The organism is Nocardiopsis sp. B62, from assembly GCF_018070675.1.
GTDB lineage: Bacteria > Actinomycetota > Actinomycetes > Streptosporangiales > Streptosporangiaceae > Nocardiopsis > Nocardiopsis prasina.
Genome location: NZ_JAGPXK010000003.1, coordinates 365185 through 381773, shown reverse-complemented (window position 1 = coordinate 381773; position 16589 = coordinate 365185). Strand labels below are relative to the sequence as shown.

Below are 16589 nucleotides of genomic sequence, written 5' to 3'. Positions count from 1 at the left end.
AGAACCTGGCCTCCACCTCTGCGAGGGTTCCCCCGGTACAAGAGGAAGCAGGGGAACAGACCATGCCCACCAGGAACGCGACCGTGCTGGACGACCGGGCGCTCAACCGCGCCACCCTCGCCCGGCAGGGGCTGCTCGAACCCTCCGGGCGGTCGGCGCTGGAGACCGTGTCCCACCTGGGCGGACTCCAGGCGCAGGAACCCCAGGAGCCGTTCGTCGGGCTCTGGACCCGGATGCGGTCCTTCGAGGCCTCGACGCTGTCCCACCTCCTGACCGAACGGCGGGTGGTGCGGGTCCACCTCATGCGGCGCACCGTGCACCTGGTCACCGCCGAGGACGCCCTCGCCTGGCGGTCCCGATTCGCCGCCATGCTGCGCCAGAAGGTCATGGGGGTCTACCGGGACGACCTGCGCGAGGTGCACCTGGACGAACTCGCGGAGGCGGGACGGGAGGTGATGTCCGACGGTCGGCCCCGTTCCATGACCGAGTTGGTCGCGGAGCTCTCCCACCGCTGGCCGGACCCGGGACGGCGCCCGCTGGGCGAGATGCTGATCTCGGCCCTGGTCCCGGTGGCGCAGGCCCCGCCGCGCGGACTGTGGCGGACCGGGGGCGGGGTGCGCAACGTGCTGTTGTCCTCCTGGCTCGGCCGGGAGGTCGACCCGCTGATCACGGACGGCTCCGACCCTGTCGGGCGGGCCCTGGTCCGTCGCTACCTCGCCGCCTACGGCCCCGCGACCTCCACCGACCTGCGCTCCTGGTGCGGGCTGGCCGGGTTGCCCTCAGCGGTGGCCGCGGTCCGTGACGAGCTGGTGTCCTTCCGGGACGAACGCGGCCGTGAGCTGCTGGACCTGCGCGACGCGCCGCGCCCGGACCCCGACACCACGGCCCCGGCCCGGTTCCTGCCCGCCTTCGACAACGCCGTCCTCGGCTACCAGTATCGGAACCGGATCATCGACGACCAGCACCGGGGGCTGTCTGTGGCGGGCGAACGCGTGGTGTTGGTGGACGGCCGGGTCTCCGCGACCTGGCGATCCGAGGACGGCACCGTGGCGGTCACCCCGCTGCGGCCCCTGACCGGAGCCGACCGCGACGAGGTCGCCGAGCAGGGTCGGCTGCTGGCCCTGTTCCTGTCCGACCAGGACAGCGACCGTGTGCGTGTGGGGGCGCCACCCACGTGAGCGCCGCGCCCGCCGGTTGACACCGCCCTGCCCGGGAACGGTCCGGGCAGGGCACCACGGGCAGCCCTCAGCCCTGCCGACCGTTCGCGGCGAGCCTGCGCAGGGTCTGCTCCGACGCGGTCGTCATCTCGTTCGGGACACCAAGGGAGTCGAGGAAGTCAGCGGTGGACCGCACCTCCTCGCTGCGTCGTCCGGCGTGCTTGACCGTGCCGCTGAGGAAGCGGTCGACCAGCTCCGCTCCTCCGGTGAGCTGGGAGGCGATCTGCTCGCGCACCCACTCCTCCGCCCCGGCGGCCCGGCCCGCGACCACGGCCTCGCACACCACCGACGCGAGGGGCTTCATCAGGGAGCTGCGCAGGAGCTTGCGCGCCGTGGCCTCGCCCGGTTCCCCGGGCAGGGCCTCGACGTCGGCACCCAGGGCCTGGCACACCCGCGCGACCTCGGGGGCACCCGGGCCGCTGGCGATCAGGTCGGTGGCGGCGCCCCCGATGGTCATCGGGCCGAGGATGGCCACGTCGGCGAACCGGGCCCCGGTGGCGTGAACCCTCTCGCTGAGCGACCTCATGACGTCGGGGGTGGCGGAGGTGAGGTCCGCGTAGACCGTGTCCGGGGTGAGCGCCCCGAGCACGCTGTCCGCGACGGCGGGGGCGACGGAGGCGGAGGTGAGCACCAGCACCATCTCGGCTCCGGCCACGGCCGCGTGGGCGGAGTCGGCGCGGCCGACACCCTCCGGGGTGGCCGCCGGGCCGGGGTCGAAGCCGGTGACCTCGTGGCCCGCCCCGGTGAGCGCGGTGGCGTAGATGTTTCCGGCCTCACCGAGACCGATGACTGTGATGCGCATGGTGACCTTTCGTCGTGTGGGAGCCGACGACGGTCCGGTGCGGCACACGGGTGCCCGCTCCGTCCGGTCGCCGCTCCGCCGTGGTCCGGCGGGCGGCGTTCCCGGTGAGGGGTCAGGCGCTGGGCCGGATCACGAGTGCGGGTGCCGCCCGCTGAGGGCGGAGGCTGCTCTTCGGAGTTCGGGGACGGCCTGGCGCAGGCGGTCCTGTGAGGTGTGTTCGGAGGGGCCGGACAGGGAGAGGGCGGCGAGCACCTCACCGCTCGGGCCGGTGACGGCCACCGCCGCGGCGGCGACGGCGACGTCGCGCTCACCGATGGTCAGGCTGTGGCCGTCCCTGTCGATGTCGTCCAGTTCCCTGCGCACGCGTTCGGGGTCGAGCGGCTCCCCGGAGGCGTTGACACACCCCTCCGACATCGCCACCACGGCCTCCCGCTCGTCCTTGGGCAGGTGGGCCGCGATGACCTTGCCGGATCCCACGTAGAGGGGGAACCAGCGGCCGATCGGAACCTGGTAGTGGAGTTGGGGACTGCCGTCGACCCGCACGGCGAGCACGCGCTCGAATCCGCTGCGCACGTACAGGGAGGAGGTCAGTCCGGTGACCGAGGTCAGGCTCTGCATGACGGGACGGGCCCGCTGGGTGAGCTGGTCGTTGACCAGGAACCCGTGGGCCATGCGCAGCACGGCCACACCCAGGCGGTAGGTCTGGTTCTCCGTGACCACGAGGCCCCTGCGCTGGAGTACCGCCAGCGACCGGAGCACGGTGGCCGGGTGGAGGTCCACCAGGCGGCACAGGTCCACCAGGCGCAGCGGGGTGTCGCTGCGTTCCAGGGCTTCCAGGACGTCCAGGGCACGCTCCACACTGCGCACCGTGGGCTGGCCCGACGACTCTGCGGCCACTGCGGAACCCCTCAGACTATGGAGCTGGATGTCCCGCAAATGCTACAGGGCGGCGATCCTGGCCCGGGCCTCCTCCTCGCTGGCCCGCTTGTTCTCGGCGGCGGCCACGATCTCCTCCAGGCGGTTCCTGGGGATGACGGTGACTCCGTCGTCGTCACCCACGATCACGTCGCCGGGGTTGACCACGACACGGCCCACGGAGACCGGGACCTGGAGCAGGCCGGGGCCGTTGCGGTAGGGACCGGCCGGGGTGACGGCGCGCGCCCAGGTGGGGAAGCCGATGGCGCCCAGGTCGTCGGCGTCACGGATGGCGCCGTCCACCACGAACCCGGCGAGACCGCGTGCCTTGGCGCGCCTGCCCATGAGGTCGCCGAGCAGGGCCCGGTGCGTGGCCGCCTGGCCGTCGATCACGAGGACGTCACCGGGCGCCGCGGCGTCGATGGCCTCGTGGATGTGCTTGTTGTCGCCCCCGGCGGTCATCACGGTGAAGGCCGGTCCCACCACCTTCGCGCCCTTCCAGACGGAGGAGATGGCGGACTCGGCCACGTACAGGCGGTCGAGCACGTCACCGACGTTGGCCGCGGGCAGCGAGCCCAGGCGTCGGTGGAGGTCTTCGGGGAGGGGTGTCGTCTGTCCCGTCATGGGGTTCCTTTCGAGGGCGCGTGCCGCCGTGTTCGCTCGGCGACACAGCCAACATTTCACCTAGCGAAGTAAGTTGTCAATGCATGAAATTGTCTGCGACGGCTGGTTCCACCTCGACGACGGACGGTAGCCGTTCGCTCAGGCCGCGGTCTCCTGGTCGTCCGTCTGGAGGTAGGAGGCCAGGAACGCGACGACACCGAAGGTGGAGGCCAGGGTCACCGAGGGGACCAGCAGGTACTCCGAAGCCGCGCTGACGAGCCCGGGCAGCGACAGGATGGTGCCCAGCAGCTGCCCCAGCACCATGAGGATCGCGACGAGGAAGAACCCGGCGAACGTCGCGACGAAGAGGACCCGGAGGATGCTCAGTGCGATGTGGCGCGCCGACTGTTTGCGTTCGGACATCAGGTGCCCCTTTCTGTTCGGGCGGGCGGCGCCGTGCCGCCCGCCCCGGACCGCGGTGGATCAGACGACGAAGATGGGCAGGATCCCCCAGCCCACGAAGCAGGCCAGGAGGATGATCGGCACGAGGTAGAACAGGATCAGCGGCACGAAGGTCTTCTCCGCCTTGACCTGCACGATCCCCGAGGCGATGAAGATCGGAGCGGAGGGCGGGGAGGATCCCTCGGTCGAGGCGGCCACCAGCGGCACGACCAGCGCGATCACCGGGTCCACACCGACGGCGACGAGGCTGAGGAAGGACACCTGGCCCACGGCGGTGAGGGCGGCGGTGGAGGTCAGCGGGATGGAGACGACCGCGACCAGGAAGACGGTCAGCGCCACCATGAGGACGGGCCCGGCGTTGAAGTAGCCCAGCACCTGCTCGACGTCCTCGGCCAAGCCGAGGTCCGCGAGCACACCGCTGGCGGCCATCGCGAAGATCAGCAGCGCGCCGATGGTGCCCAGGCGCGGCATCGCGGCGAGAACGAAGTCGTACCACTGGCGCGCGTTCCCCGGCAGCTCGCGGCGGCCGACGATGGCCGCGATGAGGATGATCAGGATCGGGATCCAGGTGATCAGGGAGATGTCGCCGAGAGCGTCCCCGAGCCGGTCCGGCGAGCCAAGGTAGTCCGAGAGCGGGCCGGTGGTCACCGCGATGGGAATGAGGGCGCCGAGGTAGATGAGGGTGGCGGGCCACCCTGTTCTCCACACCCGGCCGAGCGGCAGACGGGCCTCGTCCTCGGCGACCCGAACGCCGTCCACACGGACGAAGACGAAGGCCATCACGAGGCGGTGCAGGACCTGATAGAGGCCCGTGACCAGCAGAGCGAGGTAGATGTCCCCGGTCGAGACAGCGGCGCCAGCGAAGCCGAGCATGATCACCATGGAGGAGCTGGGCGGCAGGGCGGCGCCCATGCCGCCGTTGCCCGCCAGGATCGTGGCCGCGCGCGCACGGCTGAAGCCGTTGCGCACCATCCACGGACCGGTGACCGAACCGGTGGAGGCGACGTTGCCGGAGTTGGACCCCGAGAGCGCCCCCATCACGCCGGAGGCGACGACGTCCACGTAGGCGGGTCCGCCGCGCAGACGCCCCAGGGCCGCGTTGAGGATGTCGAGAATCTTGTTGATGAGGCCGGTGCGCTCGATCATGTAGGCCATGAACACGAAGGCCAGCGCGGCGTAGATGACCTCGTTCGAGGTGGTGTTCACGAGGCCGGAGACCATCGCTCCGAAGAAGTCCCTGCCCGCGAACAGGCAGGTGGCGATGAAGCCGAGGAACATGGCCTCGCCCATGTTCCTCTTGAAGACGGCGCTCCAGACGATGATGACCGCGATGAAGGCGGCCAGGGCCAAGAGTGCAGAGGGCATGGGAGACTCCCGGGCTCGGTGATCAGGGAACGGCGGCGCGGAGTACGCCGCGGGTGGCGCGTGACCGTTCGGTGGAGCCGAACGGTCGGCCCGGTGGGGAGGTCGTCCTCGCCCACATAGTCGACACTTTTCACCTGGACGAAACAACGTTTCAATCAGTGAAGTGTAAGTTCGCTGTGTGAAGTGTGTCCCAGGTTACGTCGGACGTCAACCGCTCACCAGAAATCTTCTGACCTGCAATGAAGCGGTCACACCGCGCACACGGCCGAGGGCTTGCCCAAGGCACGCGTGGCGGGCGCCCCGCGGCGCTCCGTTCGTCGGCGCGGGGTCGCTCGGGCCCTGAGGCGGGACGGGAAACCGCCCTCCCGCCTCAGGGAACGGGGGCCGGACCTCAGTCCGACCGTTCGGCGATGCTCTCGGCCAGGGCCAGCGTGCGCAGGGCCGCGGCCACCACCGGGGCGTCGATGAAGCGGCCGTCGGGCAGGGCGATCGCGCCGCCGCCCCGGACCGACTCCGCGGAAGCGCCCTCGGCCGCCTCCGCGATCTGGCGGGCGCGGGACACCTCCTCCTCGGAGGGGGTGAAGGCGCGCCGGATCACCGGGACCTGCCGCGGGTGGATCGCCGAGCGGCCGAAGAGTCCGCCGTCGCGCCCGCGCAGGCAGGAGCGGTACAGGCCCTCGGTGTCCTGGACGTCGATGTAGGCGGCCATCCCCGGAGCGGCCAGTCCGGCGGCGGCCGAGGCGACGACGATGCGGGTCCGCAGCCAGGAGAAGGCCTCGTCTCCGCGAAGACCCAGCTCGGCGGTCAGGTCCGCCTCGCCCAGGGCCAACGAGCGCACGGCGGGGTGCGCCGCGATCTCCGGGGCGTTCTCCACGCCCAGCGCCGACTCCAGGAGGCAGTCCACGGGCACGCCCTCGCCGACCGCGTCGACGACGTGGTCGACGTCCCGCGCCGACTCGATCTTGGGCACCCGCACCCCGTCCGCTCCCCCGGCCGCCACGGCGGCGGCGTCGAGCGCGGCCCACTCGCTGTGCGGGGCGTTGATCCGGACGTGCACCCGCACCCCGTCATCGGCGGCGGCCGCGCCGCGCTCCTCCAGGAAGGCCCGCACGTTGCGCCGGGCAGCCTCCTTCGCCGAGGGCAGGACCGCGTCCTCCAGGTCGAGGATGACGGCGTCCGCCCCGGAGGCGACCGCCTTGGCGAAGCGCTCGGGCCGGTCACCCGGTACGTAGAGCCACGTGACCAGTGGCGCCTGGGTGCCGCTCATCAGATGACCCCCGCTTCACGCAGCCCGGCCCGGGCCTCCTCGGAGTAGCCGAGCTCGGCCAGGACCTCGTCGGTGTGGCGGCCCTTGGGCGGTCCGACCCACCGGATCTCGCCGGGGCTCTCGGACAGACGGAAGGGCACGTTCTGGATCGCCACGCTCCCGAGTTCGTCGTCCGGGACGTGCACGATCGTCTCCAGGGCCTGGTACTGCGGGTCGGTGGCGATGTCGGACGCGTCGTAGATGGGCGCGATGGCCGCCTGGGCGCGGTCGAACTCCTCGATCACCTCGTCCGCGTCGCGCTCGGCGATCCACGAGCCGACGGCCTCGTCGAGTTCGTCGGCGTGCTCGTAGCGGGTGCGGCCGGACGCGAACCAGGGCTCGTCCACGAGGTCCTCCCGGCCGACCAGGCGCATCACGCGCTCGGCGATGGACTGGGCGCTGGTCGAGATCGCCAGCCAGCGGCCGTCCCGGGTGCGGTAGGTGTTGCGGGGGGCGTTGCTGGTGGACCGGTTGCCGGTCCGCTCCGGGATCGCCCCGGTCGCGTGGTAGGCCGTGAGCTGCGGGCCCAGGACCGTGAGGATCGGCTCGATGATGGCCAGGTCGATCACCTGGCCCCTGCCGGTCTCCTCGCGGTTGTGCACGGCGACCATGACGGCGTAGGCCACGGCGAGCGCCGCGATCCCGTCGGCCAGGGCCAGGGGCGGGAGCGTGGGCGGACCGTCCGGCTGCCCCGTCATGGAGGCGAAACCGCTCATGGCCTCGGCGAGCGTCCCGAACCCGGGGCGGTGGGCCATCGGCCCCTTCTGCCCGAATCCGGTGACGCGGGCGATGATGAGCCGGGGGTTGCGCTCGAGGAGCGTCTCGGGGGACAGGTTCCAGCGTTCGAGGGTGCCGGGCCGGAAGTTCTCGATGAGGACGTCGGCCTCGTCCAGCAGGCGGAGGGCGACCTCCTGCCCCTCCGGCTGGGAAAGGTCGAGGGTGGTCGTGCGCTTGTTGCGGGCCAGCATCTTCCACCAGAGCCCGACGCCGTCCTTGGTGGGCCCGTGCCCCCGGGCGGGATCGCCCCGCCGGGGGTGCTCGACCTTGACGACGTCGGCCCCGAAGTCGCCCAGGTAGGTCGCGGCCATCGGACCGGCGAAGAGCGTGGCCGCGTCGACGACCTTCAAGTTGCCCAGTGATCTCATAGCAAACAACTTATAAGATATATGAACACACGCAAGGGGGTGGGCGAGGAATCCCACCCCCCGAGACCCCGCCAGCCCCGGCGGGACAGCGGCACCGGACCTCTAAGCTTGGTTCCATGAACATCGTGTCGACGGGGAGGTCCGCTCTTGTCCGCCTCTGGTAGCGGGGAGACAGCGGGGCTCCCGCGTACCGGGCGTCCCCCGACGAGCAAGGCCGAGTACGTACACGAGACGCTGCGGCACGAGATCGTGAACGGGGTCCATCCCCCCGGCGCCTCCGTCAACCAGGACGAGGTCGCCACCCGCCTGGGGGTCTCCATCACCCCCGTGCGCGAGGCACTGCGCCGTCTGGAGAGCGACGGGCTGGTGACCTACCGCGCGCACCACGGCGCCACCGTCTCCGGGCTCGGTGTCGAGGCGGCCGAGGAACTCCGGCTCCTGCGCGCGTCGGTGGAGGGTCTGAGCGCGCGGCTCGCGGCCCAGCGGATCACCGCCGCCCAGCTCACCGAGCTGACCGAGGTCCACGACCGCATGGTCGCCGCACGCGACACGGCCGACTCGCAGGACCTGGCCCGGGACAGCCGCCTGTTCCACCAGATGGTCGCCGACGTCGGCGGCCCCGCCTTCCTGAGCGGTCACGTCCGCTCGCTCCGGCGCAACAACCCCATCCTGGAGACCGTCTCGCGCTGGAAGGACCCGCTCAAGGCCAGCCTGTACCTCGACGCGCACGCGCGCATGCTCAAGGCCTTCGCGCAGGGCGACGGGGCCGAGGCCGAACGCCTCATGGCCGAGCACATCCTGGCCTCCCCCGGAGAGGACGAGGCCCACTAGGGAGCGCTCTTCACAGGCTCGCGCCGGTGGCGGAGCCGCCGCCACGAGCACCTGGGTCGTCCCCGGCGGGACGAGGAGCAAGGGCACCCAAGGAACATGGTGCCCCGGCCCACCCGGCGCAACAGTGCCCCAGCCGTCGCGGTCCTCGCCGAACGAACGGGCGAGGGTCGCCCCCTACGAACACGCCCCCACTCAGGGCAACGGCGCTCGGACCGTCGCAGTACTCGCCGCACGACGAGCGAGTGGCCCGATGAAGCCACCACCGCCCCGCCCGTTCGGCGGAACGGAGCTCCGGGCCGTCGCCGTGCCCCCTAGCCGCACAATGAGCGAGTGAGGGCCAGCCCCGAGGAACTCGGTTCCCCCGGCCCACTCGTCGCAACAGTGCTCCAATCACCGCCGCCCCCGCCGGACGGCGAGCGAGGCCGACCCAACGAACACGGCTCCAGGCGCAGCAGTGCCCCAGCCGTCGCGGTCCCAACGGACGAACGAGGGAGATCGGCATGGAACACGCGGGGCACGCGACGACCACCCGATCGTGAACACTCCACCGTCCCGCCCGTTCGGCGGAACGGAGCTTCGGGCCGCGCGACCCTCCCATGGAGCGCGCACCTGCACCGGCACCCCTGATGCCCGCCCGGGTCGCCGTCTGACCAGTTCAGCACCCTCGGGCGGCCGAGGGATCCCTCATGTGAGACCCGTGCACACAGGTCAGCACCGCCCCGCTCACGGGCGTTGCGAGCCGGTACGCACTGGTGCCAGCCGACCCTGACTTGTGAATTCCTGTGCTCATGACGCATCATGTCTTCGTGATCACACATGTAATCGTTTCCATGCGGGTCGTCAGCCCCGGTGGCCACACCCCGGAACACAGCAGGGTCGGTGGTCCGGGGTGGTGAGCATCAAGGACGTCGCCGCCACGTCGGGGCTGTCCGTGGCCACCGTTTCCCGGGCCCTGAACGGGCACCCGTCCGTCAGCGACGGCGCCCGGCAGAAGGTCCTCGCGGCCGTCGACGCCCTGGGCTACCGGCCCAACGTCGTGGCGCGTTCCCTGCGCACCGACCGGACCGGCACCATCGGCCTGGTCATCAGCGACGTCCTCAACCCCTACTTCACCGAGCTCGCCCGGGCCGTGGAGGAGGAGGCCCGCGCCCTGGGGTACAGCGTGATCATCGGCAACGCCGACGAACGGGCCGACCTGGAGGACCACCACGTCCGGGGTCTGCTGGAGCGGCGCATCGACGGGCTGCTGGTCTCCCCCGCGGACGGCCACTCCCCCACCACGCTCGAAGCCGCCGCCGGTCCCACCCCCGTGGTCTTCGTGGACCGCTGGATCCCCGGTGCCGACGCCCCCGTGGTGCGCGCGGACGGCAGGAACGCCATCCGCGACCTGGTCGACCACCTGTTCGCACTGGGCCGCCGCAGGATCGCCGTCATCACGGGCCCGGCCGCCACCACCACCGGCCGCGAACGCCTCGACGCCTTCCGCGAGGCCCTGGCCGGGCACGGCCTCCCGCTCCCGGAGGCCTACGTGGGCCGGGGCGACTTCCAGGCCGAGAGCGGGCGCCTGGCCACCGAACGCTTCCTCGACCTGCCCGAACCCCCGGACGTCGTCTTCGCCACCGACAACCTCATGGCGCTGGGCGCCCTCGACGCGATCTCCGCGCGGGGCCTGCGCGTGCCGGACGACATCGGGCTGGCCGCCTTCGACGACATCCCGTGGTTCTCCCACACCGACCCGCCGATCACCACGATCTCCCAGCCCACCGCCGAACTGGGGCGGGTCGCGGTACGGGCCCTGGCCGCGCTCATCGCGGGCGAACCGGCCACCTCGACCGTCCTGCCCGCCCACCTGGTCGTCCGCCGCTCCTGCGGCGAGCCCGCCACTCCACCCCAGACAGGAGGAGCCGCACGTGAGTAGCCCGCACGAACTGCTGCGCATCGAGGGCGTACGCAAGGCCTTTCCGGGGGTGGTGGCCCTCGACGACGTCGGCTTCGACCTCCGCCGAGGCGAGGTCCACGCCCTGCTCGGCGAGAACGGAGCCGGGAAGAGCACCCTCATCAAGGTGCTCTCCGGTGCGCACCGACCCGACCGGGGCCGCCTTCTCGTGGACGGCGACGAGGTCGTCATCCGCGACGCCCAGGACGCCGCGCGCCTGGGTATCGCCACCATCTACCAGGAGTTCAACCTGGTCCCCGACGTCACGGTGGCCGAGAACATCTTCCTGGGGCGTCAGCCCCGCCGGTTCGGGCTCATCGACCACAGGCGGATGGAGGCCGAGGCGGCGCTGCTGCTGGACCGGGTGGGCGTGAACGTCTCCCCGCGCGCCAAGGTGCGCGGTCTGGGCATCGCCCAGCTCCAGATGGTGGAGATCGCCAAGGCGCTGAGCCTGGAGGCGCGGGTCCTCATCATGGACGAGCCCACCGCCGTGCTCACCACGGGGGAGGTCGAGCGGCTCTTCGAGATCGCCGGGCGCCTGCGCGACGAGGGCGTGGGAATCGTCTTCATCACGCACCACCTGGAGGAGATCGCCGCGCTCGCCGACCGCGTGACGGTCCTGCGCGACGGCCGTTCGGTGGCCCACGTGGGCGCCGACACCCCCGAGGACGAGCTGGTGCGCCTGATGGTGGGGCGCAGCATCGAGGAACAGTACCCGCGCGAGCGCCCCGAGCCCGGCGAGCCGCTGCTCCGGGTGCGCGGGCTGACCCGGAACGGTCACTTCCAGGACGTGGACCTCGACGTACACGCGGGCGAGGTCGTCGGGCTCGCCGGGCTCGTGGGCGCGGGCCGCACGGAGGTCGCGCGCTCGGTGTTCGGCGCCGACCCCTACGACGCGGGCGTGGTCGAGGTGCTCGGCCGCTCGCTGTCCGGCGGGGACGTCAACGCCGCCATGCGGGCCGGGCTCGGCCTGGTCCCCGAGGACCGCAAGGGTCAGGGCCTGGTTCTGGACGCCTCCGTGGAGGAGAACCTGGGCCTGGTCACCCTCGGTCCGACCAGTCGGGCGGGGTTCGTGGACCGCTCGGGGCAGCGGGCCTCCGCCCGACGGATCGCCGGTGAGCTCGGAGTCCGCATGTCCGGCATCGACCAGCACGTGCGCACCCTGTCCGGCGGCAACCAGCAGAAGGTCGTCATCGGCAAGTGGCTGCTGGCCGACTCCAAGGTGCTGATCCTCGACGAGCCCACACGCGGCGTGGACGCCGGCGCCAAGGTCGAGATCTACCGCCTGGTCAACGAACTGACCGCCTCCGGGCACGCGGTGCTGATGATCTCCAGTGACCTCCCCGAGGTGCTGGGCATGAGCGACCGCGTCCTTGTCATGGCCCAGGGCCGCATCACCGGGGAGCTGACCGCCGAGGACGCCACGCAGGACGCCGTGATGTCCCTGGCTCTGGCCGCCGCGCCCCGAACAGAAGAGAACGGAGTGGAGGGCCCCCATGGCCACTGACACAGAGAAGACCGGCGGCGTCTGGCCCGCCCTGCGGCGTTTCCTGTTGGAGAACGGCGCGCTGACCGCCCTGGCCGTCCTGGTCGTGGTCATGTCGCTGCTGTCCGGCGACTTCCTCACCGCGCAGAACCTGCTCAACGTGGGTGTCCAGGCGGCCGTGATCGCGGTCCTGGCCTTCGGCGTGACCTTCGTGATCATCGCGGGCGGGATCGACCTGTCCGTGGGTTCGGTCGCGGCGCTGTCCGCGACGGTGCTGGCGTTCCTGGCGACGGTCGAGGGGGTCCCGGTCTGGTTGGCACTGCCGTTGGCAGCCGCCACGGGTACCGCGTGCGGTCTGGTCAACGGTGCGTTGATCGCCTACGGCAAGCTCCCGCCGTTCATCGCCACCCTGGCGATGCTCTCCGTGGGGCGCGGTCTGTCCCTGGTGATCTCCGAGGGAAGCCCCATCGCACTGCCCGACTCCGTGGCCGCCCTGGGCGGTTCGATCGGTGGATGGCTGCCCGTGCCGGTGCTGATCATGGTCGTGATGGGCCTGGTCACCGCCGTCATCCTGCGCCGTACCTTCACGGGCCGCGCGATGTACGCGATCGGCGGCAACGAGGAGGCGGCGCGCCTGTCCGGTATCCGGGTCAAGCGCCAGAAGCTGGGCATCTACGCGCTCTCGGGCCTGTTCGCCGCGGTGGCCGGTGTCATCCTGGCCTCCCGTCTGGCCTCCGCGCAGCCGCAGGCCGCGCAGGGGTACGAGCTGGACGCCATCGCCGCCGTGGTCATCGGCGGTGCCAGCCTGGCCGGTGGCGTCGGGACGGCCTTCGGCACGCTGATCGGTGCGCTCATCCTCGCGGTGCTGCGCAACGGGCTGAACCTCCTGTCGGTCTCCGCGTTCTGGCAGCAGGTCGTGATCGGTGTGGTCATCGCCCTGGCGGTCCTGTTCGACACTCTGCGCCGCCGTTCCGGTGGTGCTGGCGGCGGCACCGGGGCCGGAGCTTCGGTGAGCAGGGGCCGACGCGGGATCCAGCTCGCGATCGCGGCCGCGGTCACCGCCGTGGTGGTGGGCGCGCTGTCCTTCCTGGTCCCCAACTCCTCCTCCGACGGTCCCCGCGTGGGCATGTCGGTGTCCACGCTCAACAACCCGTTCTTCATCCAGATGAGGGACGGCGCCCAGGCCGAGGCCGACGAGGCCGGAGTGAACCTGGTGGTCACTGACGCCCAGGACGACGCCTCCCAGCAGGCGGACCAGATCCAGAACTTCATCAGCACCGGTGTGGACGCCATGGTGGTCAACCCGGTGGACTCCGACGCCGCCGGTCCCCCGGTGGGAGGCGCCAACAACGCCGACATCCCCGTGATCGCGGCCGACCGTGGGGTGACCGACGCCGAGGTCGCGACCCTGGTGGCCTCCGACAACGTCGAGGGCGGGCGTTTGGCTGCGCAGGCCATGGCCGAGGCGCTCGGTGAGGAGGGCCGGATCGTGGTCCTCCAGGGCACCCCGGGCACCTCCGCCAGCCGTGAGCGCGGAGCCGGATTCGAGGAGGGCATCGCGGAGTTCCCGGACATCGAGGTGGTGGCGGAGCAGACCGCCGACTTCGACCGCTCCAAGGGACTCGACGTGATGACCAACATGTTGCAGGGCAACGGGGACATCGACGGTGTGTTCGCGGAGAACGACGAGATGGCCCTGGGCGCGGCTGCGGCGTTGTCCTCGCGCGGCGAGGAGGCCGTGGTGATCGGCTTCGACGGCACCCCCGAGGGTCTGGAAGCGGTGGCGGACGGCGTGCTGCACGCCTCGATCGCCCAGCAGCCCGCCGAGCTCGGCAGGACTGCGGTGCGCAACGCCATCGCCGCCGCCAACGGTGAGGCCCTGGAGGAGACCGTGATGGTCCCCGTCGAGGTGGTCACCGAGGAGAACGTCGAGGACTTCTCCTGACCAGGTGAGCACTGCTGCGTGACGGCATGAGGTGGGGCCCGGGGCATGCGCCCCGGGCCCTTTCACGTACCCAAGGCGTACCAGGAGAACCGCAGGCACAGCTTCACTCTGGACTGCGCTCAGCTGGAGATCGGCTCCTGGCCGCGCATCCCGGCGTACCTGGAGATCGAGGCGAGCAGCCGAGCCGAGGTGGTGCGGGTGGCGGCGGCCCTGCTCGGATACACGGAGGCGGACCTGAGGGGCGCGAACACCACCAAGGTCTACGGCCGTTATGGAATCGACCTAGCGGCAGTGACGGAGCCGCGCTTCGAGGAGGGGTGAACCCGGGCCGTGCTGCCTACCCCCTTGGGCCAGCAGCAAGGCCCGGGTTTCAGCCGAGGCGGGAGGTCTGGGCGGGAGCGGTCGCGCCGCTACGAGCGGGCGGTACCGAGGAAGGCGGACCACTCAACGGCGGGGAAGGGGAAGTGGCCCTTCTCGGGGTTCTTCGAATCCCGAACAGCGGCACCGCAGGGCAGCTCAGCCACCTCGACGCAGTTCTGATCTTGGCCGCTGTAGCTGCTCTTACGGAACACCAACTCGTGGATCATCATTCGCTCTCTAGGGATTGCATGAAGTTCGTGATGAACTTCGCCGACCGCGCCGTGCTGAGCGCTGACCCCTGCACATCGCTGAAGGTAACAGAGTGCTGCTCAACCTCAATGCCCTCCTCAAGGAAGAGGCCACCAGTCGCAGTTCCGATGAAGACGATCGGTAGATCGAGCGGCTCTGGGAACTCCAGGATGCTGAACGGAGCGATCAGCGCGTTGTGCGCACCTGCTGCAAACGGCAGGACTTGCAGGTCTACATTGGGTCCCCGACGCCCAGACCCTCGCCCGCCTCCTGCCCCCGGTCCTCGAACTCTGGTGACTCCGTCGGTCAAGCACGGTGGTGGCCGCCCCAGCCCGGGACGGCCACCACCGTGTCTCAGGCATCAGCGTCAGGCTGCGGAGGCGACCAGATTGGATTCTTCGTCCAGCCAGATCCGTTGGTGCTGGGCGGACACCGTGAGGCCGAACCGGGCGTGTCCGGGGCGACCCTCCCGTCGCCACCACCGGTAGGCGGACTCCAGCTCGGCGAACAGCTCCCGTGAACCGTGCTGACGGACCTCATAGCCGGTCCCCCGCTGTTCCGGGTCGATGTGCCAGGACGCCCAGGAGGCGGTGTCGGGGTCGACCAGGTAGACCGTGAACCGTCCATCCCCTGCCTCCGCGAACTCGACCCGGTTCAGCACGGTGGGCATGCGCAGCCCGATGGCGAACCTCGCGTCGAAGTCGTTGATCGGCTCGTACGGGTGCAGTTCCGTTCGGCTGGTCTCGAACCCCTGCTCCTCGGGGTGGACGTAGGTCTCGACGACGCTCCTCGGCACGCGCTGGTCACGCACCCACATGAACACCACGCCACCCCCGAAGCGCCCGTGCGCCGTGCCATGTGATCCCACCCGGAGTTCCGCGAGGACCCCGTTGTGGAAGGCGTTGCCCCAAGGGGTGAGTATCCTCCCGCCAGGACAGGTCTGGGCGACCCAGTGGTAGGGGACGCGTTGCACGGCGGCGGTACAGATCACCCGGTCATAGGGGGCGCGGGCAGGCCAGCCCTGGGTTCCGTCACCGGTGACCACCAGCGGGGTGAACCCGGCCGACATCAACCGGATCCGGGCCAGCTCGGCCAGCTCCGCGTCCACCTCGATGCTGGTCACCTCGCCGTCACCGAGCAGGTGCGACAGGAGGGCCGCGTTGTACCCCGTGCCGGTTCCGATCTCCAGGGCGCGCATACCCGGGAAGACGTCCAGGCGGCGAAGCATGTCGGCGACGATCGACGGTTGTGAAGCGGAGCTGGTCGGATACCCGGAGCCGCCCTCGGCGCCGTCGTCTGTCTGGGTGACGACCGGGATGTCGTCATAGGCCAGCTCGAACCACCGGGCCTCGTCCCGAAGCCGGTCCACGGTGGCGCCGTTCAGACTGGTGATCCGGTCCGGGAGGAAACGGTGTCGCTCGACTTTCTCGAACGCGGTGCGCCAGTGCGGGGACAGGTCGCCCGCCCGCACGAGGCGGGCGATCAGCTTTTCGTGTTCGGGAAGCACTACTTGTCGCCCCCCTCGTGCTTGCCGCAGCCAAAGCCCCCGTCATCGGGGGTGAGCGAAGGGATCGGCGGCTTGTGCCCATCGGAGGTGGGGTTGTCGTCGTGCTTGCCGCGCACGGCGGTGATGAACACGGGCTGCTCCAGATGTGGGGGGTTATCGCTTATGTCGGCAGAATCAGACTAGAGAGCAGCCGGAACGTGAGAAAGCGGAACGCGTGTACCGGCGGGAGAAACCGGCGCCCTGGGAGCGACAGTGAACGGAGGTGAATACGCCATCCTGTTATCCACTCAGGGAGTCGATCACGTGCCGGACCAGGGAGCATTGTGGTGGAGGCTTTCTGGCGTCGTGGACGTTGCGGACCGCTCCTCCCCACGGAGACCGTGACCGGCGCCACTGACATCGCGACCCACGTTGCCCCCGCGAGGAACCGCAGAACTTCCCGGGGAAGTGAGGTTCTGGG

15 protein-coding genes and 2 pseudogenes are annotated in these 16589 nt (G+C 70.8%); 6 read left to right on the top strand and 11 right to left on the bottom strand.

Annotated elements, in window-relative coordinates; all coding sequences use genetic code 11:
• The first annotated feature begins 62 nt into the window (after positions 1-62).
• Positions 63-1178: a winged helix DNA-binding domain-containing protein gene (locus KBX21_RS05755; RefSeq protein WP_210841225.1), complete on the top strand. Its 1116-nt coding sequence runs from the start codon at positions 63-65 to the stop codon at positions 1176-1178.
• A 67-nt stretch (positions 1179-1245) separates the two neighbouring features.
• Here KBX21_RS05755 and KBX21_RS05750 read toward each other — a convergent pair whose 3' ends face one another.
• The 7 genes from KBX21_RS05750 to KBX21_RS05720 all read right to left on the bottom strand — a co-directional run bounded on the left by KBX21_RS05750 (position 1246) and on the right by KBX21_RS05720 (position 7815).
• Positions 1246-2019 carry an NAD(P)-dependent oxidoreductase gene (locus tag KBX21_RS05750; protein ID WP_210841224.1) on the bottom strand — a complete coding sequence of 258 codons (774 nt, stop codon included), beginning with the start codon at positions 2017-2019 and terminating at the stop codon, positions 1246-1248.
• 129 nt (positions 2020-2148) lie between these two features.
• Complete coding sequence (locus KBX21_RS05745; RefSeq protein WP_234004084.1) at positions 2149-2916, bottom strand: IclR family transcriptional regulator; 768 nt, start codon at positions 2914-2916, stop codon at positions 2149-2151.
• Between the two features lie 42 nt (positions 2917-2958).
• Positions 2959-3558: an RraA family protein gene (locus KBX21_RS05740; RefSeq protein WP_017545447.1), complete on the bottom strand. Its 600-nt coding sequence runs from the start codon at positions 3556-3558 to the stop codon at positions 2959-2961.
• Positions 3559-3696: 138 nt separating this feature from the next.
• A complete protein-coding gene (locus KBX21_RS05735) occupies positions 3697-3960 on the bottom strand; it encodes a hypothetical protein (RefSeq protein ID WP_049577497.1) in 264 nt (87 codons plus the stop codon).
• Between the two features lie 60 nt (positions 3961-4020).
• On the bottom strand, positions 4021-5364 hold the full coding sequence (locus KBX21_RS05730) for a TRAP transporter large permease subunit (protein WP_049577494.1): 1344 nt from the start codon (positions 5362-5364) through the stop codon (positions 4021-4023).
• Between the two features lie 391 nt (positions 5365-5755).
• Positions 5756-6631, bottom strand: a complete 876-nt coding sequence (locus tag KBX21_RS05725; RefSeq protein WP_049577490.1) for a CoA ester lyase — start codon at positions 6629-6631, stop codon at positions 5756-5758.
• Complete coding sequence (locus KBX21_RS05720) at positions 6631-7815, bottom strand: CaiB/BaiF CoA-transferase family protein (RefSeq protein WP_049577487.1); 1185 nt, start codon at positions 7813-7815, stop codon at positions 6631-6633. The genes KBX21_RS05725 and KBX21_RS05720 overlap by 1 nt, the downstream gene beginning before the upstream one ends.
• A gap of 147 nt (positions 7816-7962) precedes the next feature.
• Here KBX21_RS05720 and KBX21_RS05715 point away from each other — a divergent pair, with 147 nt between their 5' ends.
• The 5 genes and pseudogenes from KBX21_RS05715 to KBX21_RS05695 all read left to right on the top strand — a co-directional run.
• Positions 7963-8646 (top strand): GntR family transcriptional regulator, encoded by a 684-nt coding sequence (locus KBX21_RS05715; RefSeq protein ID WP_210841223.1) that lies wholly within the window; start codon positions 7963-7965, stop codon positions 8644-8646.
• Between the two features lie 889 nt (positions 8647-9535).
• Positions 9536-10564, top strand: coding sequence for a LacI family DNA-binding transcriptional regulator (locus KBX21_RS05710; protein WP_210841222.1), 1029 nt, complete (start codon positions 9536-9538; stop codon positions 10562-10564).
• A complete protein-coding gene (locus KBX21_RS05705; protein ID WP_210841221.1) occupies positions 10557-12089 on the top strand; it encodes a sugar ABC transporter ATP-binding protein in 1533 nt (510 codons plus the stop codon). The genes KBX21_RS05710 and KBX21_RS05705 overlap by 8 nt, the downstream gene beginning before the upstream one ends.
• Complete coding sequence (locus tag KBX21_RS05700; RefSeq protein ID WP_210841220.1) at positions 12079-14013, top strand: substrate-binding domain-containing protein; 1935 nt, start codon at positions 12079-12081, stop codon at positions 14011-14013. The genes KBX21_RS05705 and KBX21_RS05700 overlap by 11 nt, the downstream gene beginning before the upstream one ends.
• A 63-nt stretch (positions 14014-14076) precedes the next feature.
• A pseudogene (locus KBX21_RS05695) lies at positions 14077-14334 on the top strand (adenylate cyclase); the annotation flags it as partial.
• Positions 14335-14423: 89 nt separating this feature from the next.
• Here KBX21_RS05695 and KBX21_RS05690 read toward each other — a convergent pair.
• The 4 genes and pseudogenes from KBX21_RS05690 to KBX21_RS26870 form a co-directional block, all read right to left on the bottom strand.
• A complete protein-coding gene (locus KBX21_RS05690) occupies positions 14424-14603 on the bottom strand; it encodes a DUF397 domain-containing protein (RefSeq protein WP_374225699.1) in 180 nt (59 codons plus the stop codon).
• Positions 14600-14863, bottom strand: a pseudogene (locus tag KBX21_RS26500) (Scr1 family TA system antitoxin-like transcriptional regulator); the annotation flags it as partial. The pseudogene KBX21_RS26500 and the gene KBX21_RS05690, both read right to left, overlap by 4 nt.
• Before the next feature lie 126 nt (positions 14864-14989).
• Positions 14990-16129, bottom strand: coding sequence for a methyltransferase domain-containing protein (locus tag KBX21_RS05685; protein ID WP_049577462.1), 1140 nt, complete (start codon positions 16127-16129; stop codon positions 14990-14992).
• The gene (locus KBX21_RS26870) at positions 16129-16260 is read right to left on the bottom strand and encodes a hypothetical protein (RefSeq protein WP_255352581.1); all 132 of its coding nucleotides are present in this window, start codon (positions 16258-16260) and stop codon (positions 16129-16131) included. Before KBX21_RS26870 ends, KBX21_RS05685 begins: the two co-directional genes overlap by 1 nt.
• Positions 16261-16589 lie beyond the last annotated feature (329 nt).